Consider the following 19810-nt stretch of genomic DNA (forward strand, 5'->3'; position numbering starts at 1 on the left):
TGCTGGTGATGGATGGGACATTGCGGGTCTCAAAACAGGTCGTCAAATTCGGTTTTCGTTGCAGGGTCGGATGGTTCAGGCCACCTGATTCCGGCCCGCGCCCTTCGCTTGATAAAGTTGCTGGTCGGCGCGCTTGATCAGCGCGGTCGTGTTGCTGTCCGACTTTTCAGCCAGGCCAACGCCGATACTCACGGTAACCCGTCCGACGACGGCAAAGGTCGATCCGGCAATTGCGGCACGGATCTTCTCGGCCACGACGTCGGGGCTGTCGGGCGCCTCGACCTCGGGCAACAGCACGGCAAATTCTTCGCCACCGTAGCGGGCCACGAAGTCGGTGGCGCGGGTGTTGTCCTGAATCAGCGTGGCCAGTTGACGAAGCACGTCATCACCCACCGCATGGCCATGGGTATCGTTGATTCGCTTGAAGTGATCGGCGTCGATGAACAGCAGGGCAAACGTACGTCCCGTGCGCTGAAACAGCAGGCTGTACTCAGTGAGCTTTTCATCGAATCGCCGGCGGTTGTACACGCCGGTCAGGGCGTCGTGGGTCGCCAGGGCCAACAGCTCGGCATTGGCCGCGGTGAGGGCGGCGGTGCGTTGTGCAACGGTGGCTTCGAGCGAGGCATTGGCCTCTTGTAGTTCGCGTTCCTTGCCGAGCAACGACTGAGTCATGCTCTGGATCGATTGGCCGAGCTGGGCGATTTCCAGCACCGGGTGATTCAGCTCGAAGGTCGCGCCGGGCTGCTGGTTCTGCAAGCGCTTGGCCGACTTGGCGAGTTGCTCGATCGGGCGGCTGAGTGACAGCGCCAGGTAGTAAGCCACGAAGGCGAATGCCACCGCAGCGATCACGCCGAGGATCAGCAATTTGTAGAGTAGAACGCGCGCAGGCTGCAGCGCGATGTCCAGCGGTTGCCGAACCGCGATGTACCATGTCAGGCCGGTACCCGGAGGCGTCGGCACCGCGACCACGCTGGTCAGGTAGCCGTTGCCGACTGACCAGCCGGGGGTTTTTGCATGACCTTCCTGCGAAGACGGCAGGTCTGGCAGTTTTTCGCCCATGAGCTGTTCCGGGTAGAGCACTTTACCGTCGTGGTCGACGATCAGCGCCTCGACTTCGAGTAGCATGCCCTCGCGCAGTACGGCGGAATCGACAATCCGCGTCACCCAGTTCCAATGCGCGTGCGCGCCCAGAACGCCGATCACCTGGCCGTTGGCATTGAGGATCGGCGCGGCGAAATCGATGAAGCGCAAAGGCTCGCCGGTGGCGTTGGCGGGTAGCAGTTTGGCGAGCAGCACAGCTTCGTGCGGGTCACCGGTGTAGGCGCCGCGCAAACCGGCCTGAAACCACGGGCGCTCCTTCACCGACTGAGTGACCAGCAGGCCATTCACTGCCTGGCGCACATGCCCGTCGGCGTCCGCCACGCCCATCCACGCATATTCTGCGCGGGACTGCGTGCGTAATTGCATCGACGTCAGAATATCCGGATCGTCGAGGTTGCCACGCTTGAACAGCGGCGCCCGGCTGAGCAGCGACACTTCGAGCTGACGCTCATGCAGTTGCGCACCCAGCAACTCCGATGCTGCCCGGGCGGTGCTGAGCAATGCATTGCCGCTGGCTTGCTTCATCTGGCCGGTGGCGATATGGCCCACATAGAAGCCCACGCTTAATAATGTGAGCAACGACAAACCGGCAAACCATAGGGTGAGGTGGCTACGCAAACTGGCTTTGATCATGAGCGACATCTGAATTCTGGAGTCGCGGCATGGTATGTCCAATGCAGGGTTCGTTGCCAGTGTTCGGGATTGGTCGCACAGATTGATACCAATTGGCCATCACTTTCGGTATGGTGTGCGCCGCCCGAGAGATGGATCCCGGGCGTTTTCCCATGGAGTTACACCGTGAATTATCTCAGCAAAGTCGTCGCCGTTTCCCTGTTCGGTCTGATTCTGGCAGGTTGCACCGGCGCGCCGATGAAGACTCAGCACTACGACGCCAGCCAATACACCGTGATTGGCCACAGTGAAGCCAGCGCCACCGGCCTGCTGCTGTTCGGCGTGATCCCGATCCGCCAGAACAGCCGTTTCGTTCGCGCACAAGACGCGGCGATTCAGGCCAAGGGCGGCGATGCACTGATCAACACCCAGGTACAGGAAAACTGGTTCTGGGCATGGGTCCTGACCGGTTACACCACCAAGGTGTCCGGCGATGTGGTCAAGTTGAAAAACGTTCAGTAAGCGGTAGCCAGCGCTTATCGACCGGGTTAAGCCGCGATACAAATCGATCGTCGAACGCAGTATTTGTAGGAGCGGGCCTGCTCGCGAAGGACGGCTAGACACCGCATTTATTCAGGCAGCACGCGGTTTTGTTGACGCCCATCGCGAGCAGGCTCGCTCCTACAGTTGAACGTCACACTGGCTTGTTCAACGCCGCCTCAGCCGCCGCAATTTCCGCCTGACGCTTGACGATCAAATCCCCCATCGGCGGACCCTGAAAGCGCCGCGCTTCAAACCCGAACCAGATGATGGCCGTCAGCACCAGGAAACCGATGGTGATGTACAGCGCCCATTGATTGGGTGGCTGGATGCCGATGATGAAAATAATCACCATCGACAGCACCGACAGAATGGCGAACAGCGAATACAACCCGCGTCCCATGTTCCACGGCCCCATGGTCGGCCATTTCGGCGTGCCGTAGGCGAACAGACCCAGCACAATGGGGATGATGAAAGAGAAGAACAGGAAGATCACCGTGCACGACACGACGATGGTGTAGACCGGCGTGGCACCGATGGAAATCACCGACGATCCCCAGTCGAACAACACTGCCAGCGTGGCGCCGGTCCAGATCGCCGCCACCGGGCTGCGATAGGTCGGCGACACCGAGGACAGTGCTTTCGAGCAGGGCAGGCCGCCGTCACGGGAGAAGGCGAAAATCATGCGTGACACCGAGGTCACGGTGGCCAGTCCGCAGAGAAACTGCGAGATGAAAATTGCCACGTACAGCGCGAGTTTGAGGTTGGGGCTGACCCGGGCGTCCATGGCCCAGAAGAACACGTTCCAGCCCTGTTTCGCCGCGTCGTCCATGTTCGGCAGCATGAGCACGAACGAGCTGAGCATCACCCAGCCAAACAACAACGACCAGATCACCGACATGACCATGCCGCGCGGCACCGACACGGCGGCATTGCGCGTTTCTTCGGAGGTGTGCGCGGAGGCGTCGTAACCGGTGATCGTGTAGATCGGCAGCAGCAGGCCGAGCATGAAAATCCAGCCATTCGACGCCTGGGGCCAAACGCTGCCGCCGGCTTCGCCCGAATAGTTGCCGAAGGTCCACAGCCGCACGAACTCGTAACTCGGTGCCGAGATCAGGCAGACGATGGTCAGCGCCAGTGCCGTGGCGAAAATCAGGTAACCCGAGAAGTCGGTAAGTTTTGCCGTAAGGCCAATGCCCAAGTGGTTACACAAGGCCTGGATGCCGGTGAGGATCGCCAGGAAAATAACGCGCACCGTGGTCGTGTCTTCCATGCCCAGTGCCGGTCCGAACGCGCCGAAAAAGAAGTAATAGGTGCCGACGTTGATCGCGCCGAGCACCGTGACCAATCCCAGCAAATTGAACCAGGCCGTCAGCCAGCCGGTGAAGCGATTCCCGAGGATCGAGCCCCAGTGATACAGGCCGCCAGCCGTCGGGTAGGCCGAGGAAATCTGCGCCATGGCGAGCGCGAACACCCCGGAGATCAGGCAGCCGATGGGCCAGCCGATGCCGATGGCCGCGCCACCCGCGCCCGAGGTGCCCTGGGCCAGTGAGTTGATACCGCCGGACAGGATGCAGATGATCGAAAAGGAAATCGCGAAGTTGGAGAAAACCCCCATGCGTCGCGAGAGTTGCTGGGCGTAGCCCATGCTGTGCAAGGCCTTGACGTCTTCGTCGTGCGTGTCGCCGCCGGGCTGGATGGCTGGGTTCATGCTGTGTTCCCCTACAGGTTTTGATTCAATCCATTGGCGTCTGCGCAATGGGCTGGTCTTCAACACCTTGTCGTACTGCTCCTTGTTACAACGGTTTGCTCTGGGTCTAGAGACGGCCGTGAAAGGCCGAATCGAAAATGCTGGCCACGCCTTCCTTGGTCAACGGCAGCGGATTGCCGCCGGCCGAGGGATCGACAATCGCCATGTCTGCGATCAGATCGGCCTGGCGATCATCCACGCCCAGGTCCACCAGCGTATGCGGCACGCCGATGTCTTTGCGCAGTTTGAGAATGAACGCGAGGAAGCTGTCGAAGCCCGGGGAGGGCAGGCGCAAATACGCCGCGAGGCGGGTGATGCGTTCTTCGATGGCCGAGCGATTGAACAGCAGCACATACGGCATGAACGTGGCATTGGTCATGCCGTGGTGGGTGTCGTACAACGCGCCTACCGGGTGGGACAACGCATGCATGCCACCGAGGCCTTTCTGGAAAGCGGTAGCGCCCATCGCCGCCGCCGCGAGCATTTGCGCGCGCGCTTCAAGGTCCGAAGGTGTATGCACGGCCCGTACCAGGGCGCTGGCCACCAGGCGCATGCCTTCCACTGCAATGCCGTCGGCCAGCGGGTGAAAACCGGGAGCGCAATACGCCTCCAGACAATGCGCGAGCGCATCCATGCCGGTACCGGCGGTGATTTTTGCCGGCATGCCGACGGTCAGTGCCGGGTCGCTGATGACTACCCGCGGCATCATTTTCGGGTGGAAGATGATGCGTTTAGTGTGCGTGCGCTCGTCGATGATCACCGCTGCGCGACCGACTTCGGAACCGGTGCCTGCGGTGGTCGGCACCGCAATCACCGGGGCGATACCGCTTTCGTCGGCGCGGGTCCAATAGTCGCCGATGTCTTCGAAATCCCACACCGGTCGGGTCTGGCCGCTCATGAAAGCGATGAGCTTGCCCATGTCCAGACCGCTGCCGCCACCGAAAGCGACCACGCCATCATGTTTGCCGGCGCGCCAGGCCTCCAGTCCACCGGCGAGGTTGGCTTCGACCGGATTCGGCTTGAGGTCGCAGAACAAGGCGACACCAAGACCGGCGGCGCGCAACGCGTCCACCGCCGCCGTAGTGATCGGCGCGCGACCCAGTCCGCTGTCGGTAACCAGCAACGGGCGCTGAATGCCCTGGCTGCGACAGACGTCGGCCAACTCGGCGATACGCCCGACGCCGAAGTGCACGCGGGTAGGGTAGTTCCAGTTTCCAGTCAGGTTCATGGCCTACACCTCGTGGCGCAGATGAAAGGATTTGGCGCGGGTCAGGTGCTCGTAGCCCAACCGCGACAGGGTCACGCCGCGCCCGCTGTTCTTGACCCCGGTCCAGGCCAGCGCCGGGTCGAGGTAATCACAACGATTCATGAACACGGTGCCGGTGGCGATCGCGTTGCCGATGCGTTCGACGGCCGCGAGGTCCTGGGTCCAGATCGAGGCGCTGAGCCCGAATTCACTGTCGTTCATCAAAGCGATGGCTTCGTCGTCGCCGGTCACCGGCATGATGCCGACCACCGGGCCGAAGCTTTCGTCGCGCATCACCGACATGTCATGAGTGACGTCCACCAGTACCTGCGGCGCAAGGTACGCGCTGCCGGGGACATCGGCGGGAAAGGCCTTCGGATCGATCAGCGCCATGGCGCCCTCGGCCAGCGCGTCGGCAATTTGTCCGCGAACAAAATCAGCGGCGGCCGGCGAGACCATCGGGCCGAGGGTGGTGGCGTCGTCCAGCGGGTTGCCCAACACATATTGGCGAGTCAGATCAGCGAAGCGCTCGATGAACGCCAGATAGATTGCCTGATCGACATAGATGCGTTCGACCGCGCAGCAACTTTGCCCGGAATTGAAGAAGCTGCCGTCCACCAGATTTTCCACCGCGTGTTCGAGGTTAGCGTCGGCGCGCACGTAGGCCGGGTCCTTGCCGCCAAGCTCAAGGCCCATGCCGATGAAATCGGTGAGGGCGGCTTGCTGGACTTGCAGGCCAGCGTCCACCGAACCCGTGAAGTTCACCTGCTGTACGTCTCCGCTGACGATGGCTACCGCAGTACTGGAATGACTGAGCAGCAGGTTCTGGAATAGCCCTTCAGGCAAATTGGCGCGCCGAAATGCCTCGGCAAAACGCTCGCCGACCAGCAGGGTTTGCGAGGCGTGTTTGAGGATGACGCTGTTGCCCGCCATCAACGCGGGAATAATCGTGTTGACGGCGGTCAGGTAGGGATAATTCCACGGGGCAATCACCAGCACTGTGCCCAGTGGTTCGCGCTTGATATAGCGCCGAAAACCCGCAATTGGCGCGGGCTCGACAGCGGCAAGCGCTTCAGGTGCGATGGCGATCATGTGCCGCGCACGCTCTTCAAAACCGCGCAGCTCACCCGCGCCAAAGCGTACCGGTCGACCCATTTGCCAGGCCAGCTCCGGCACGATCTGATCTTTCATGGCGAGCATCGCGTCCACCGCAGCACTGCAAAAAATCGCGCGCTCGCTCAGGGGTCGACGCTGCCATTGCGCCTGCGCCGTCGCAGCCGCCTCAAGCGCTTGTAACAGCTGGGCGGTATCTGTTTGCTGACGCTCGACATAGACCCGGCCATCGACCGGGGAGATGAGCTGAATCTTCGCAGTCATGGTGTGCTCAATAGCGCTCGAAGCCGCGCTGCAGTTCCCAGTCAGTGATACGTCGGTCGTACTCTTTCTGCTCCCACTCGGCGGTGTGCACGTAGTGATCAATCACTTCATCACCGAACGCCTCGCGCAACATGCTCGAGCCTTTGAGTGCCGTGCAGGCTTCGCGCAAGGTTTTCGACACTTCCGGCAACTGCTCATCGACGTAGGCATCACCCTCGAACGGCGGCGCCAGTTCAAGCTTTTCGTCAACGCCGGCCAGGCCCGCCGCGATCAATGCGGCGAAGGCCAGATAAGGGTTGAGGTCCGCACCGCCAATGCGGCATTCGATGCGGATCGATTTGCTGCTTTCGGCACACAAGCGAAAGCCAGCAGTGCGATTGTCGCGGCTCCACACCGCCCGCGTCGGCGCGAAGGTGCCGGCCTGGAAGCGCTTGTACGAATTGATGTAAGGCGCGAGAAAGCAAGTAATGTCGTTGGCGTACTTGAGCTGTCCGGCGACCCACGAACGCATCAGGTTCGACATGCCGAACTCGGCCTTGGCGTCGAAGAACAGCGGCTTTTTCGCGTTCTTGTCCCACAGCGAATTATGGATGTGGCTGCTGGAACCGGCGGCGTCGTAGCGCCACTTCGCCATGAAGGTGATCGCCTTGCCCTGCAACTCGGCGATCTCTTTGCAAGCGTGTTTGATGATGACGTGGTGGTCGGCCATAGTCATGGCGTCGGCGTAGCGAATGTTGATTTCTTCCTGGCCCGGGCCCCATTCACCCTTGGAGTTTTCCACGGGAATGCCCGACGCCTGCAGGTGCTTGCGGATCGCCCGCAGCACCGGCTCCTCGCGGGTGGTCTGGAGGATGTTGTAATCCTCGATGTAATGGCCGGCGGTTTTCGGGTTGTGATAGTTGCGCTGGTGGATCGCCTCGTAGCTTTCATTGAACAGATAGAATTCGAGTTCCGAGGCGAACATGCCGGTGTAGCCGCGTTCGCGCAGGCGCTCGACCTGGCGCTTCAAGATCGCGCGCGGGCTGTGGGGCAAGTCCTTGCGATGGTGATGATCAAGCACATCGCACAGCACCAACGCCGTGCCTTCCAGCCAGGGCACACGGCGCAGCGTGGACATGTCGGGCTTGAGCACGAAGTCGCCGTAACCCTTGCTCCAACTGGCGGCGGCATAGCCGGGCACCGGCTCCATGTCGATGTCGTCGGCCAGCAGGTAGTTGCAGCAGTGGGTTTCTTCATGGCCGCTGTCGATGAAAAACTCGACCTGGAATCGCTTGCCGACCAGCCGGCCCTGCATGTCGATCATGCACACCAGCACGGTGTCGATTTCACCAGAAGCAGCAGCGCGCTTGAGCGCATCAAAACTGAGGAGGGGCTCGGTCATCACGTCATTCCTGCGTGAACAGTTTCAGCCAGTCTGAGATAGCCAGTGCAGACGCTCTCCAGAACAACCAAAACCTGCAGAATCGAGCATCGTGAGCAGTTAGCTGCTCAGAGCTTAGCCTACTGGTGGATTACGCAAGTGTTGATGATCAAAAGTGGGTGTTCGGTTACGCTTCGATCGTTGCCCCGACACCGACCATTACCCGATCTGGAACGGATATGATGAGAAACGCTTTACTCACCCTGGCCCTGGTGATCAATGCCGGGATAGTGGCCACGCCAGCCGTCGCGGCGGGTGATGGGCAAGCCGGGGCGAAATTGTTCACGCGGATCTGCGGCGGCTGCCATCAAGTCGGCGAGTCGGCGCGCGGCGGCTTCGGCCCGGAGCTCAATGGGATTTTCGGGCGTACTTCGGGAAGCGTGGCGGACTATCAGTACTCCGACGCGATGAAGTCCGCCGGTATCGTCTGGACGCGGGAAACCCTGACGGCCTACCTCGAAGCCCCTAAGAAAGTCGTGCCCGGCACGCGGATGATTTTTTGGGGACTGAGCGATCCGGAGAAGATCGAGGATGTGCTGGCGTACTTGCAGACGTTTCAGGCGCAATAAGTTTTTCGTCTCTCGGAAAGGACTGAACGATGCAGCGAACGACTTCGCGATTGCTATTGAAACCGCCGCGCGCCGAGGACCTCGCGAGCCTGTTTGCAATCTACGGTGACCCGGCGACGAATCAGTTCAACCCGGCCGGGCCGCTGACCGCTATTGAACAGGCAGAAGCGCTGCTGCGTGACTGGCTTCGTCACTGGCAAGTTCACGGATTTGGGTGGTGGGCGCTCTCAACATTGACTGCGCCGAATGACGTCATCGGCTTCGGCGGCATCGCTTTGCACAAGTACGGGGACGTTGAGCGGCTGAACGTGGGTTATCGGTTTGCCGTGTCCGCCTGGGGCCAGGGCTACGCGACCGAGCTGGGTCGGGCAGCGCTGGAATATGGCTTCGATGAGCTGAACATGCCGCAGGTGTTTGCGCTGGTGCGTCCGGCGCATGTCGCGTCGATTCGTGTGCTGGAAAAAATCGGCCTGCAGCGTTTCAGTGAGCTGGACGACGTGCCGGGGCAGGCGCCGAGTGTGGTTTACAAAGCCGATCGTCCGTAAAACACGGGTCAATCGACAACGCACAAATCCCCAGTGGCGCGGATCAGTGCCTGACCATGCAGGCCATCCTTGATCTGCGCGGATCGCGTCTTCGCCAGCCATTGGGCGCAGTTCGGGTCTTTGCGATAGGGCGCGAAGTCGGCGTAGTACTGCAATAGGCGGCCTTGCAGTGCATCCAGTTGTGGACGGATGTCTCTGTTGAGGTCCGGGCGCGGCACGTCCGGTGCCTTGCCCGCCGCTTGCCATTGCGCGAGCAATCCGTATTGCACCAGTTTGCTGGCTTCGATCTGCGCGGCGATAAAATCGGCGAACTCTTCCGGGTCGAGTTTTCGAGAGGCCGCCTCCTTCCTCGCGTTGCCGATGACTTGCGCTTCCCGAGCACTGTCCTGAATAAGTTTGCGGCTGTCCCATTTGGTCAGCGCCACCAGATCACCGATGTTCAGTCGTTCGTTCATCGTCGCCACCAGCGGCTGCAAACTGTCGGGCGGCGGGGCGGAGGCGTCTGCTTGTGCGGCTCCAGCGAGCAATCCGGTCAGGGCGCAAAGCAGCAGTTGCGGCAGGCGTGGGGAATAAAGCATGGGCAAACCTCGTTGGACGCGGGACTCGCATTCAGGTGTTGTTTATCACAGGTCGAGCGGGAGGTTTAAGTGGCAGGCGGTTTTATTTGTGCGCGATAAGGCCTGGCGGAACCCTTGTAGGAGTGAGCCTGCTCGCGAATGCTTTGGTTCAGGCAACTGAAGACGTGGGTGAGCCCACCGATCCCCTGTGGGAGCTGGCTGGCCAGCGATAGCGGTGGGTCAGGCGACCAATGATGGTCGGGACAGACGCCATCGCTGGCAAGCCAGCTCCCACAGGTTTTGTTTGAACCGACATTCGCGAACATCCCCCAATCCGTAGGAGCCCGGCTTGCCGGCGATAGCGTCCGTGAAATTGCCATCGCCGGCAAGCCGGGCTCCTACAGGTTTTGCGTGAAGACGCTATCTCAAGTATTCCGCGCAAGCCACAGGGCGAGGCGGTCATGGCTGATCCGGGATGCCCCAGTGTTGGCCAACCGCGCCTTCCGCGCCCTGAACCGGATCGCACTCGGGAAAGGGCAGCGCATCGATACTTGCCCGCTGCTCCGCACTTGGCGCCTCGCGGCAAATATCAGCGTGCTGACCCGGCGGGTAGGCGCCCACCACCAGAAAGTCATCGCTGGCGCCCAGGTTGCAATGACCGATGCCCGCCGGCAGCAGCAACACATCTCCCGCACTGACCTCCAGCACATGACCCTGCGGACCGCCGAGCATCAGGCGCGCATGCCCTCGGGCAATACCGAGCACCTCGTGGCCCTCGCAGTGATAGTGATGAAAGTCATACACCCCGTAACGCCATTGCGGCGGCCAGCCGTTCGCGTTGAAGGTTTTTTCGAACAGCGTGGCGGGGTCGCTGCCCTGAACGGCAATCGCCTTGGGATAAATGAGCACCGGCAGGCGCGGGTTATTCGGCACCCATGCATTCTGTTCAAGAAACAGAGCCTGCGCGGGGGCAGTGGCGGATTGGGCGCGGGGCATGGGCAGATCTCCGGAGCGGGGTGGAGCTGATTCCGGTGTGACCCACGCGGCGGGCGCGAATTCGTCTGGGCTGACGAACAGTCATTCACTGGGTAGCGCTTTTATCCCGAGCACGAAAAAGCCGCGAACATCGCGGCTTTCTCATTATCAGCGTGCTGTTTTTTCCAGCGTCCAGCCCAACACATCCAAGGCATCACAGCCGTCCTGGACCAACATATGGGCAGCATTGGCGAAATGCTCCAGGTCGTGACCTTCGGCTTCTTTGACGCACAGGCAGGTGACGCTGTTGAGCAGATTACGCGCGGCTTTGAGGCGGTGGACGGCGGTTTCGAGGAGGTCGGCGGCGCGGGCTTCGGTGTCGATGTAAAGGGTGGGGCCGACGCTGAAGTTGCCTTGGAGCGGGTGGTACTTAGCCATAGTCAAAACTCCGGATACGTTCGAGAGGTTCATCTGTATTAAGACCGGCTAAGATCCGTCGCCACGTTGGCAGCGACGGTGGAACTATAGGCAGATGCCGGGTCGGTTGAGAACCCAGGCGCGAAATTTCAGATCGTTCCTACAGCTATTGAGCTAACGCGAACCCCTCGAAAGCGCCGCCATAGTTGACGACGCAGCACGTGAGGTTTCAGACAGTATTGCGTCGCGCCACTGCCAACCGGCGTCGAGTTCCGGCCATCAAACCGATGCTTGCTCTTCCTGCCCCGCGAGTTCGGCTTCGCGTTTGGCGATGGCCGCTTCAAGTTCGGGAGAGCGTTTAGCCCACTGTTCCGAGGGCAATGGTTTTGACCATTCGATGATGTCGGGGTAGGGCAGTTCGGGCGGATGAGAAAGCTTCAAGTCCTGAAGTTTTTCTGCCACATACGTTCCCAAAACCGTAATGCAAAATATTCCCCAAATAACACCTGGCAGGTTGCCTCTGCGCGAATCGGAGATGATCGAACCTATTTGTGTTTCTTCGAAGGGCGCAACGCCCACGCGACTTTCAGGGACTGCCTCCGGCCCAATTTCCATGTAGCTGCGCATGCACTCCCACAACGCCATGGCCGTGGTGCCACCGCCACAGTTGAAGCCCAGTGAGAAATGCTTGTTGTCTTCCTCGGCCAGCGGGTCAGGATTTTCAAAACCAATGATCAACAAGCCCATTGTGTTTTTTCCACCCTGGCTTACCGATGAGTGTTGGGTAGCGGCGGCTGTCACGGTCTCCCAAGGGACGATCCAATATTCGCCGTCGCGGGGGACGCAGACTTCTCTGCGCTGGCGATTGAAGCGCACGGGGAGGGGCACATCACGAAAGAGCCCTTGGATCACCAAGCCAATCGGGATGACCATGATGCAAGCACCCAAAATCAGTGCATCAGGATCTTCAAAAAAATAGGCCAGCCCCAGGAACAGCATCACCATCGGCCACATCACCATCACCGCAGAACCAATGCTGTAATTTCCAACATCCAAAAAGACATCGTTCTTGCGCCAAATTATGTTCAGCACATCTGAAGGCTTTCTACCCGTGGGAATCGGCAACGGCGCCAAGTAGTCATTACGCGAAAGTAGCCGTTTTTTCGTGGTGCCTGCCGGTGGCGTGCTCATCGTTTGTCCTTGGGTTGCAGGTAAATTGCGCCGGGGTGGTCCTCGCCGAGCGGGTAGTTCGGCACAAGGTCCAGTTCAGGTGTCGGGTCAGCCCACAGTTCGATGACGCCGGTGTCGTGATTGAGGGTAAAGGCGAGTCCTCGCTCATCACCGATGAAGGAAAGGCTCACAGCCGCCACCACCAAACCGTGTTGAATCCCCACCCTCAAACCGATGCTCGCTCTTCCTGAGCCGCGAGTTCGGCTTCGCGCTTAGCGATGGCCGCTTCAAGTTCAGGAGAGCGTTTGGCCCACTGTTCCGGGGGCAATGGTTTTGACCATTCGATGATGTCGGGATAGAGCAAATCGGGAGGCGGCGATAGCTTCCAGGCATCCAGCATCATTGCCAGCGGTGCCCCCAGAAATACTGCTCCAAATACCAGCCACACCGCTTTGCCAACTTCCCCGGCGACCAGGTACTGCCTGATGCCATCTAGATATTCACAGCAAATGCCCCAAACGACGTTTCTGCCCCGCAGCTTTTCTCGCCCTCCTTCAAAGTCATTTGTGATGGGAAGTGCCTCCGGCCCGATTTCCATGTAACTGCGCATGCACTCCCACAACGCCATGGCGGTGGTGCCGCCGCCGCAGTTGAAGCCCAGTGAGAAATGCTTGTTGTCTTCCTCAGCCAGCGGGTCAGGGTTTTCGAAACCGATGATTAACAAACCCATGGTGTTTCTGCCGCCCTGGCTTACCGATGATTGTTGGGTGGCGGCGGCGGTCACGCTTTCCCATGGGACGATCCAATATTCGCCGTCGCGGGGCACGCAAACTTCTCGGCGTTGGCGATTGAAGCGCACGGGTAGTGGCGCTTCCCGGAATAGGCCTTGAATCAGAATTATTGAAGGGACGCCGATAATGATTAATGCCCCAGCCCAAATCATTCCAGGTTCAGGCGTGATGTAACCCATAAGTAAAAACACCATTAGCGTCGGCCACATAACCATCACCGCAGAACCGATGCTGTAGTTCCCAACATCCAAAAACACTTCGTTCTTGCTCCAAATGATGTTCAGCACGTCGGAAGGTTTTCTACCCGTAGGAATCGGCAACGGCGCCAAGTAGTCATTACGCGAAAGTAGCCGTTTTTTCGTGGTGCCTGCCGGTGGCGTGCTCATCGTTTGTCCTTGGGTTGCAGGTAAATAGCGCCGGGGTGATCCTCGCCCAGCGGATAGTTCGGCACACGATCCAGTTCAGGCGTCGGATCACCCCACAGTTCGATGACGCCGGTGTCGTGATTGAGGGTAAAGGCAAGCCCTCGCTCACCGCCGATGAAGGTGCTCGCGCCAAGCATTGAGGTGAGTGGCGTGCGATAGCGCAAACGCAGGGAGACGGTGCTGGGAGTCGTGACTAATACTTTCCACACCGGTTCAAACGGCCCCGTCACGCGTAAACCCTGGCCCTCTTTAAACGGTATCCACTGACAGGTGCTGCTGTTCAGCCAGTACGGCGTCATATCTCGCCATGGACGGGGCGCCTTGAAATTGGGGGTAGGGCTGTTTTTGATCAGGTGCATGTTGGCTTTGCTGTCGACCGGGTTCCCCATCATGCTCAGTTCCAGGTAGACACTGCCGGGCTCCGCACCTGGCAAGTCGATGGTCAGGGCCGTGATGGAGCTTTCAAATGCAAGGCCAGAAGGGCCGCGACCGGTAGTCGCCTGCGAGCTGCTTTCCATGCGGACTCGAGGCGCATAAAGAATGAAGTACAGCCGATCGAGCTCGTCCAGCTGCGCTTTAGGCGCGATGGGTGCCAGATCGCTCGCTCGGGCTTTCGACCAGCAGCAATAGTTCAGGAAGTTTTGCAGCGGCGTTCGCTCAAAGAACCATGCAATCAGGTGAACAACCCCTAAGCCGAGAATGATCCAATTCAAGGGCCCCATGTACAGCGCGTACCGCTGGATCGCCGCTTCGACGGTTATTGAGCCAGCAATGGTGCGGGCAGTGTAGGAAAGTCCTAAGAGTGCCTGGGCGCCAAACGCCGCTACTTGACCACCTACGACTATTTGGCGCATTTCGAGCCATGGGTCGACTCGGTTCTGGGCATTTTCAAGTTGTATTTGAAGGGACTTGAATTCGTTTATAGCTGCGCCAAAGGAAAGGGTTCCAATGACCCCACCAAACAAAGTAAGCGTCGACGTACTTGCGACCCTGCCATTAGGCAGCCGCATGGACATTTCTCTGACCCCAAACCCCTTCCTCACCTGGTTATCAACCACCGTCACCAACGCCACCGCCGCATATAAAGTCACCGAAACCGTCTCACTCCTGCGCCGGCTGTCCATACCCTCCAACACCCCGGCCCTGCTCAAATGGTTGTACGCATTCAGCACGTTCAACAACAACGCCGCCAACGGCACCACGCCGCCGCTGTTGGTGACCATGGGCGAGTTGATAATTCGCCCGACGCGCCCCGCGCCAATGGCCTTGCCTGTTTCGCTCACCCAACGGGCCAGTGCCTCGCCCAGCTTCCCCAGCAGCTTCCACACCGGCCGGCCGCCCTCGATCACAGATTCCAGACGCACACTATTGCCCAAGCGCGCAGCGATGAGGATTCCCATCCATGACCGGCTGAAGCCGTTGTCGCTCCTGAGCAACAACAGCGCCGCCGCCAACCGATTGACCAATTCACTCCATGCACTGCTCGCCTCGCGGGCCATGGCTGCGATGTCGTTCAAGGCCGCGGCGTTCAAGGGGGCCAGCGCCTGATGGGTGGCGCTGATGTTGTCGGAGGCCAGCGCTGCCATCAGCTCGTTCAGGCGAGAGGTGCTGTTGAGTGCCGCATCGATTGAAGGCGTCCAGGCGTTGAACAGGTGTTTCAGCGCGCCACCGTCCACGGCGCGTACGTAGTCGGCATATTGCTCGGCGCCTTGGGCGCGGATGCATTGGGCGGTCAGGCAGCCGGTGGCCAGTTCGGTCAGCCAGTGCCGCGTCTCCAGGTCGTGGTAATCGACAAACCAGGTGCCGCTGCGCGAGCGCTCGAGGTACACGCCCCGGTCGGCAAACAATGCGGTGTGCCGCTGTTCGATGTGCTGATAGTGCGCGGTGGCCGTCTGCGCGAACCAGGTGTTCATGGCAGCGACGTCGATGTATTCACCGACCTTGGCACTGAACGCATGGTTGTTGAGGTTGGCGTGTTTTTCCGCGCGGTATTCACGGACGATGAATTCCGTTTCGTTGTACAAGTCCGGCGGAATAAACGCCCGCACCGGCGCGACGATGCCTGCAATCCGCGCATCGCGGGCGGTGGCTTCAGCTTGAGTGGGCTGCCCACCGTATTGACGGGCCTGGGTTTCGGCCCTGAGTTCTTCGTCCAGCCGACGCTGGGTGTCAAGCATGATCTGGCCCTGCTCGGGCGTGAGGTCGATGTCGCGCTCCTTGTAGCGATAACTGATGGATCCCGCCAGCTCGGCGCTGTCTTCGCTGATCAGGCTGCGCACGAAGCCGCCGATGCTCAAGCGCAGATTGTTCTCGCCCAGCCATTGTTCGTGGCTCGCTTCCAGCCATTCCTGTTCGTGATTGATGTCGCGCAGTACGCCCAGATCGTCGTCCAGGCAGGCGAAGACGGCGTACAGGCCTTCGGTGTTGGCCTTGGCGCTGTCCAGCCAATCCTGAGTGCCTTGCCCATCCCACGGTTCGGCGCTCCATTCGCCTGGCGCTTGATCGCTGGCTTCGGGGTGTTGGCTGATGACTTTTTCGCGTTGGCGGGCGCGGTGCATGGCGTCGGTGTAGGCCTTGATGTTGGCTGGCGTCGGGTCTTTCATCACGATTTCGCCCAGCGCGCCAGTCTCCTCGGCGCAGGGTTGCAGGTCGGCTTTCATGGCCCGGGCGAAGGTGTCGGGGATCAGCTCGGCCATGACCTCAACCGCTTTTTCCAGCGGCGGGCAATGCTCGGCTTGCAGTTCGTTGGCCACGGTACGCAGGGCGACATGACGCATGTGTTCATGGCGCTTGGCGCTGTGGTCGCTCAACGATTGGCAATGCTCGGGGTTTAGCGGGAACTCGCTGTAGAGCATCCAGGCATCGTGGATTTTTTCCAGCGCCAACCCGGTCAGCGTGGCGTCAAGTACCGTGGTCGCTTCAGCCTCCAGTGCTTGCTCCTGGAGCAGGCCATTCGGCGAAACGGCATAGCGTTTAAGGGGGCCAGGGTGTTGCCAGAGATAGACAAACCCTGCACGTAAGCGCCGTGCGGCCATGGGTCGACTTTGCGTGGTGATGCCGGGAACGCAACTCGGATGCCCGGCCTTTTCTTCAGCCAGGGCATAGCGTACGGGCACCACGAAAATCTCGGGCTGGCTGGCCGGGCACGGCGCCAGCGTGTTGTTGATATCGAGGTGAGGCTGAGCCTTGGCGGCGCGTTCGGCTTGAGCGGCCCGGTCGATCATCGCCAGTTGTTTTGCGCTCATACGCTGAACTCCTTGTCGGTAAGCTGCTGACGCGTCAGTTCGGCATTCAGGTTGTCCAGCCGTTGCCCCGGCGACACACCGGGCTCGGCCAACATATTTCGGTAAACGGCGTGAGCAGGGGCATCGGGGAAATCATTGCCCAGCACAGCATGGAAGCGAGCCCACAGCAGCACTTCATCGATGGCGCTGTAACCGTGACGAGCGGCACTGTGCTGGCAGTGCGACGCCCACTGTTGCAGTGCAACCGCGTCCAGCCCTTGCAGGTATTCGCAAAAGTAGTGCTGGCCGTGTTCGATCAATTGTCGAGCGAAGCGCTGTCGCTGGGCGGTGCCCAAGTGCTCCAATTGCTGCGCGGACAGGAACAACCAGGGCTCGTGGGCATACGCCGCAGAAGGTTGATCCGGATGTTCCTGAACGATATCCAATGTCGGGAGCCGGACTCGTCGCACAGGCCCCATCACACGATCACGCTCGCTGACGGACAATGGCGACAGCCACAATCCCGTGATGCGCGGGTCGTGGTAACGGAACAGGACCGTGACGTCTCCTTCAACACGAACGTGGATCAGGCTGCGTAAATGCTCAAGCACCACAGCTTCCTGTGCCTGTGATTCAAGCCAGATGCCACACGTAGCGCTCCACTCCTTGAAAAAGGTCTGGGCCAGCGGGCTGTCGGGAGCGACAGGCACCAACACCGGCCCGACCTCTTCCAGCGCGCTGTAAGCGGTCCCCAGGTAGAGCGATTGATAGGTTGGGCATCCCAGCTCAAACAGGCGCTGAGGCAAATGTCCGATCTGGGAGCGATCCAGCAGCAGATAAGCCTGATTCATGCCCACACCTCCGCCAGCTTTTCACACACGGCACAGACCGGCGCAGCGAGCTCAGCCGCCTGGATCAATGCAAGTTTTTGCGCGGCCAGTGAGGGTGCAAACAGGGCTTGTGGCGCTACGGGGATCAATGAACGGGCAAACTCTGCAGCCATCCCGGCCAGGGGCGCACCCCCCACAACAATGGCCACGCTGCTGAAAATCCCGCTGGCATTAATGACGATGAAGTGACCGCCACACTCCCACGTCAAACTCTGTCCACCCTTGACCACCACGTTGTTCGCCGTGACATGAGCATGCGGCCCGGCCTGAATCACCAGCGCACCTTGCGCTGTCAGGCTGCTGTTGCCGGTGATGGAAATCACCTCGTTACCGCCGATCACGGTGTGGCGAGCACCTTGGGTGGTGTGCAACTCGTCGCCCTTGATCAGGCTGGCGCTGTTACGGTCCACCTGTTCGAAACGGTCGTTGTTGATGAGGCTGTGGCTGTCGCGGGTGATTTGTTCACGGCGGTCGTTGCCGATTTTGCTGTCGCTGTCGTTGAGGATCAGTTGTTCGAGGTCGCGCTCGGCGCGCAGGTAGATTTGCTCCTGCCCGGCGCGATCTTCTATCGACAGCTCGTTGTAGCCGCCGGTGTGCGGCGAGCTGTGGCTGCGCAATACGGTTTTGGTTTTGTTTTCGGGCAATGGGTAGGGAACCGCATTGACCTTGTTCGGCACGCACCCGGTGATCAGCGGGTGGTCGGGATTGCCGTCCAGATAGGTGACGACCACTTCCATGCCGATACGCGGAATGGTCACCGCGCCGAAACGTGGCCCCGCCCAGTGGCTCGATACCCGCAGCCAGCAGCTGCTTTTTTCATTATCGTGTTCGGCCCGGTCCCAATGAAATTCGACTTTCACGCGACCGTATTCATCGCAGTAAATCTCTTCACTGGCAGGGCCGGTCACGCGGGCGGTCTGGCTCACCAGCAGGGTTTTTCTTTTACGTAGTGGCGGTCGATAAAACACGTCCCACGGGATGGCGCTGAAACGGTTGCGATAGCCCTGGGTAAAGCCGTCTTCAGGCTGGATGTCGTGGGTGATGGCTTCTTCCAGTGCCTGTGGCTGTTTTCCCGTGTGTGTCACGTTGAGCAACAGCCATAAATCGTTGCAGCCTTTGCGCGGATGTTCGGCCAAGTCAAAGAAATGACCACTGCGCAAACACGGTTGATCACTCTCACCCTCGACCAACTGGTAATCAACACGGTGGCGCTCCAGCGCTTGACGAGCGAGTTGCTTGCCGAGCTGTTCGTTCTCGATCAATGCGGGGTAGCGATAGTCTTCAAGTTCTGGTGTGAATTCGGCGGCGAAGCGGCTTTCCAGCAGCAGGCTAGGGCGCCGGAAGTCGTAGTGCCGGCGCGTGACGGTGCTGGTGCGGCTGCTGAAACCCGTGGAGAACTGGCGGACCACCGGGTGCTCCGCGACCATGCCGGAAGGTTGTAGATAGGGGGTTGCGCCCAGTTTTGGAAACCAGGTCTGATCGTCGGTGAACACCAGCACATGCCCTTGCGGCGAATGCTGGTGATGCCACGCGATGCCATCCTCGGCGCACAGGCGCTGGATGAACTCGAAATCGCTTTCCCCGTATTGCGTGCAGTATTCGCGCTCGGGGCTGGTGCTGACATGGAAGGCAAAGGTATCGGCCTGAATGCCGTGACCTTTGAGCACCTGAGCGATGACCTGCGGCGCCGTCAGGTTCTGGAAAATCCGCTGATCGTAGCTGAACTGCAGGTAATGCAACCTCGGTACGAGCTTCAGGTGATAACGGGTCAGGCGTTTGCCGGGTTCACCCGTGCGGACGTCTTCGATATGCCCATGAAGACCTTCGCCGTTATGCCCGAACTGCAAAAATGCCGGTTGGCTGAGCAGGCTCTCCAGATCGAAATCCGGGTGCTCGCTGACCAGTTCGACCTTGATCGCATATAAAGCGCTGATGGCCTCGACACCGTCGAAGGCGAGCACCTTGAAATCGTGTCTGACAGAAGGAATGTGCAGCGCGAATTGCGCGGTGTTGGCCGATCGGGACATACGCTTATCCTTAAGAAGCGTGATGTGCAAACCGTCCATGGTCCGTGCACCTGTGAATTGGCGCGCACACTACCAGCGGGGTGCTTCGGGTTATGTAGGAAGGGTCTTTAAACACGGAAGGACGCTTCCCAATGAAGGGTTGTCGTCAATCAAAGGCATCACAAACGACCGTGC

Annotated in this window: 17 protein-coding genes; 3 read left to right on the forward strand and 14 right to left on the reverse strand. The window is 60.0% G+C overall.

All coding sequences use genetic code 11. The features are described from left to right. Nucleotides 1-75: 75 nt before the first annotated feature. Nucleotides 76-1734, reverse strand: coding sequence for a sensor domain-containing diguanylate cyclase (locus ACYZT4_RS03805; protein ID WP_461985360.1), 1659 nt, complete (start codon nt 1732-1734; stop codon nt 76-78). 165 nt (nt 1735-1899) lie between these two features. Between ACYZT4_RS03805 and ACYZT4_RS03810 the strand changes: the two genes are divergently transcribed. Continuing rightward, entirely contained in the window at nt 1900-2235 is a 336-nt protein-coding gene (locus ACYZT4_RS03810; RefSeq protein ID WP_461985362.1) for a hypothetical protein, read from the forward strand. 172 nt (nt 2236-2407) lie between these two features. On the opposite strand, the gene ACYZT4_RS03815 is transcribed toward ACYZT4_RS03810, so the two are convergent. The 4 genes from ACYZT4_RS03815 to ACYZT4_RS03830 form a co-directional block, all read right to left on the reverse strand. After that, on the reverse strand, nt 2408-3964 hold the full coding sequence (locus ACYZT4_RS03815) for an amino acid permease (protein ID WP_461985363.1): 1557 nt from the start codon (nt 3962-3964) through the stop codon (nt 2408-2410). A gap of 106 nt (nt 3965-4070) precedes the next feature. Then, nucleotides 4071-5231 (reverse strand): iron-containing alcohol dehydrogenase, encoded by a 1161-nt coding sequence (locus tag ACYZT4_RS03820; protein WP_461985365.1) that lies wholly within the window; start codon nt 5229-5231, stop codon nt 4071-4073. Between the two features lie 3 nt (nt 5232-5234). Next, nucleotides 5235-6626: an aldehyde dehydrogenase family protein gene (locus ACYZT4_RS03825; RefSeq protein ID WP_461985366.1), complete on the reverse strand. Its 1392-nt coding sequence runs from the start codon at nt 6624-6626 to the stop codon at nt 5235-5237. 7 nt (nt 6627-6633) lie between these two features. Next, a complete protein-coding gene (locus tag ACYZT4_RS03830; protein ID WP_461985368.1) occupies nt 6634-8007 on the reverse strand; it encodes a glutamine synthetase family protein in 1374 nt (457 codons plus the stop codon). A 218-nt stretch (nt 8008-8225) separates the two neighbouring features. On the opposite strand from ACYZT4_RS03830, the gene ACYZT4_RS03835 reads away from it, so the two are divergent. Both ACYZT4_RS03835 and ACYZT4_RS03840 read left to right on the forward strand, forming a co-directional pair. Beyond that, nucleotides 8226-8615, forward strand: coding sequence for a c-type cytochrome (locus ACYZT4_RS03835; RefSeq protein WP_461985370.1), 390 nt, complete (start codon nt 8226-8228; stop codon nt 8613-8615). A gap of 29 nt (nt 8616-8644) precedes the next feature. Then, a complete protein-coding gene (locus ACYZT4_RS03840; protein WP_461985371.1) occupies nt 8645-9160 on the forward strand; it encodes a GNAT family N-acetyltransferase in 516 nt (171 codons plus the stop codon). Nucleotides 9161-9168: 8 nt separating this feature from the next. Here the strand turns inward: ACYZT4_RS03840 and ACYZT4_RS03845 are convergent, their stop codons facing one another. The 9 genes from ACYZT4_RS03845 to ACYZT4_RS03885 all read right to left on the reverse strand — a co-directional run bounded on the left by ACYZT4_RS03845 (nt 9169) and on the right by ACYZT4_RS03885 (nt 19636). Continuing rightward, nucleotides 9169-9738: a chorismate mutase gene (locus ACYZT4_RS03845; protein ID WP_461985373.1), complete on the reverse strand. Its 570-nt coding sequence runs from the start codon at nt 9736-9738 to the stop codon at nt 9169-9171. A 438-nt stretch (nt 9739-10176) separates the two neighbouring features. Beyond that, the gene (locus tag ACYZT4_RS03850; RefSeq protein ID WP_461985374.1) at nt 10177-10713 is read right to left on the reverse strand and encodes a cupin; all 537 of its coding nucleotides are present in this window, start codon (nt 10711-10713) and stop codon (nt 10177-10179) included. Between the two features lie 147 nt (nt 10714-10860). Further along, a complete protein-coding gene (locus ACYZT4_RS03855; protein ID WP_461985375.1) occupies nt 10861-11130 on the reverse strand; it encodes a hypothetical protein in 270 nt (89 codons plus the stop codon). A 258-nt stretch (nt 11131-11388) separates the two neighbouring features. Continuing rightward, nucleotides 11389-12300 carry a hypothetical protein gene (locus tag ACYZT4_RS03860; RefSeq protein ID WP_461985377.1) on the reverse strand — a complete coding sequence of 304 codons (912 nt, stop codon included), beginning with the start codon at nt 12298-12300 and terminating at the stop codon, nt 11389-11391. Continuing rightward, nucleotides 12297-12470, reverse strand: coding sequence for a hypothetical protein (locus tag ACYZT4_RS03865; protein ID WP_461985379.1), 174 nt, complete (start codon nt 12468-12470; stop codon nt 12297-12299). The genes ACYZT4_RS03860 and ACYZT4_RS03865 overlap by 4 nt, the downstream gene beginning before the upstream one ends. 35 nt (nt 12471-12505) lie before the next feature. Then, a complete protein-coding gene (locus tag ACYZT4_RS03870) occupies nt 12506-13456 on the reverse strand; it encodes a hypothetical protein (RefSeq protein ID WP_461985380.1) in 951 nt (316 codons plus the stop codon). Next, nucleotides 13453-16740: a toxin VasX gene (locus ACYZT4_RS03875; protein ID WP_461985382.1), complete on the reverse strand. Its 3288-nt coding sequence runs from the start codon at nt 16738-16740 to the stop codon at nt 13453-13455. Before ACYZT4_RS03875 ends, ACYZT4_RS03870 begins: the two co-directional genes overlap by 4 nt. Beyond that, on the reverse strand, nt 16737-17570 hold the full coding sequence (locus tag ACYZT4_RS03880) for a DUF4123 domain-containing protein (RefSeq protein ID WP_461985384.1): 834 nt from the start codon (nt 17568-17570) through the stop codon (nt 16737-16739). The genes ACYZT4_RS03875 and ACYZT4_RS03880 overlap by 4 nt, the downstream gene beginning before the upstream one ends. Then, nucleotides 17567-19636 carry a type VI secretion system Vgr family protein gene (locus ACYZT4_RS03885; RefSeq protein WP_461985386.1) on the reverse strand — a complete coding sequence of 690 codons (2070 nt, stop codon included), beginning with the start codon at nt 19634-19636 and terminating at the stop codon, nt 17567-17569. Before ACYZT4_RS03885 ends, ACYZT4_RS03880 begins: the two co-directional genes overlap by 4 nt. Nucleotides 19637-19810: the final 174 nt, after the last annotated feature.

The sequence above is a fragment of the Pseudomonas sp. GB2N2 genome, from assembly GCF_054897705.1.

Excerpts from the sequence above, each read along its gene's own strand:
- ACYZT4_RS03805 (WP_461985360.1), bottom strand. The coding sequence starts at position 1,734 with ATGATCAAAGCCAGTTTGCGTAGCCACCTCACCCTATGGTTTGCCGGT.
- ACYZT4_RS03815 (WP_461985363.1), bottom strand. The coding sequence starts at position 3,964 with ATGAACCCAGCCATCCAGCCCGGCGGCGACACGCACGACGAAGACGTC.
- ACYZT4_RS03820 (WP_461985365.1), bottom strand. The coding sequence starts at position 5,231 with ATGAACCTGACTGGAAACTGGAACTACCCTACCCGCGTGCACTTCGGC.
- ACYZT4_RS03825 (WP_461985366.1), bottom strand. The coding sequence starts at position 6,626 with ATGACTGCGAAGATTCAGCTCATCTCCCCGGTCGATGGCCGGGTCTAT.
- ACYZT4_RS03830 (WP_461985368.1), bottom strand. The coding sequence starts at position 8,007 with ATGACCGAGCCCCTCCTCAGTTTTGATGCGCTCAAGCGCGCTGCTGCT.
- ACYZT4_RS03835 (WP_461985370.1), top strand. The coding sequence starts at position 8,226 with ATGATGAGAAACGCTTTACTCACCCTGGCCCTGGTGATCAATGCCGGG.
- ACYZT4_RS03840 (WP_461985371.1), top strand. The coding sequence starts at position 8,645 with ATGCAGCGAACGACTTCGCGATTGCTATTGAAACCGCCGCGCGCCGAG.
- ACYZT4_RS03845 (WP_461985373.1), bottom strand. The coding sequence starts at position 9,738 with ATGCTTTATTCCCCACGCCTGCCGCAACTGCTGCTTTGCGCCCTGACC.
- ACYZT4_RS03850 (WP_461985374.1), bottom strand. The coding sequence starts at position 10,713 with ATGCCCCGCGCCCAATCCGCCACTGCCCCCGCGCAGGCTCTGTTTCTT.
- ACYZT4_RS03855 (WP_461985375.1), bottom strand. The coding sequence starts at position 11,130 with ATGGCTAAGTACCACCCGCTCCAAGGCAACTTCAGCGTCGGCCCCACC.
- ACYZT4_RS03860 (WP_461985377.1), bottom strand. The coding sequence starts at position 12,300 with ATGAGCACGCCACCGGCAGGCACCACGAAAAAACGGCTACTTTCGCGT.
- ACYZT4_RS03870 (WP_461985380.1), bottom strand. The coding sequence starts at position 13,456 with ATGAGCACGCCACCGGCAGGCACCACGAAAAAACGGCTACTTTCGCGT.
- ACYZT4_RS03875 (WP_461985382.1), bottom strand. The coding sequence starts at position 16,740 with ATGAGCGCAAAACAACTGGCGATGATCGACCGGGCCGCTCAAGCCGAA.
- ACYZT4_RS03880 (WP_461985384.1), bottom strand. The coding sequence starts at position 17,570 with ATGAATCAGGCTTATCTGCTGCTGGATCGCTCCCAGATCGGACATTTG.
- ACYZT4_RS03885 (WP_461985386.1), bottom strand. The coding sequence starts at position 19,636 with ATGTCCCGATCGGCCAACACCGCGCAATTCGCGCTGCACATTCCTTCT.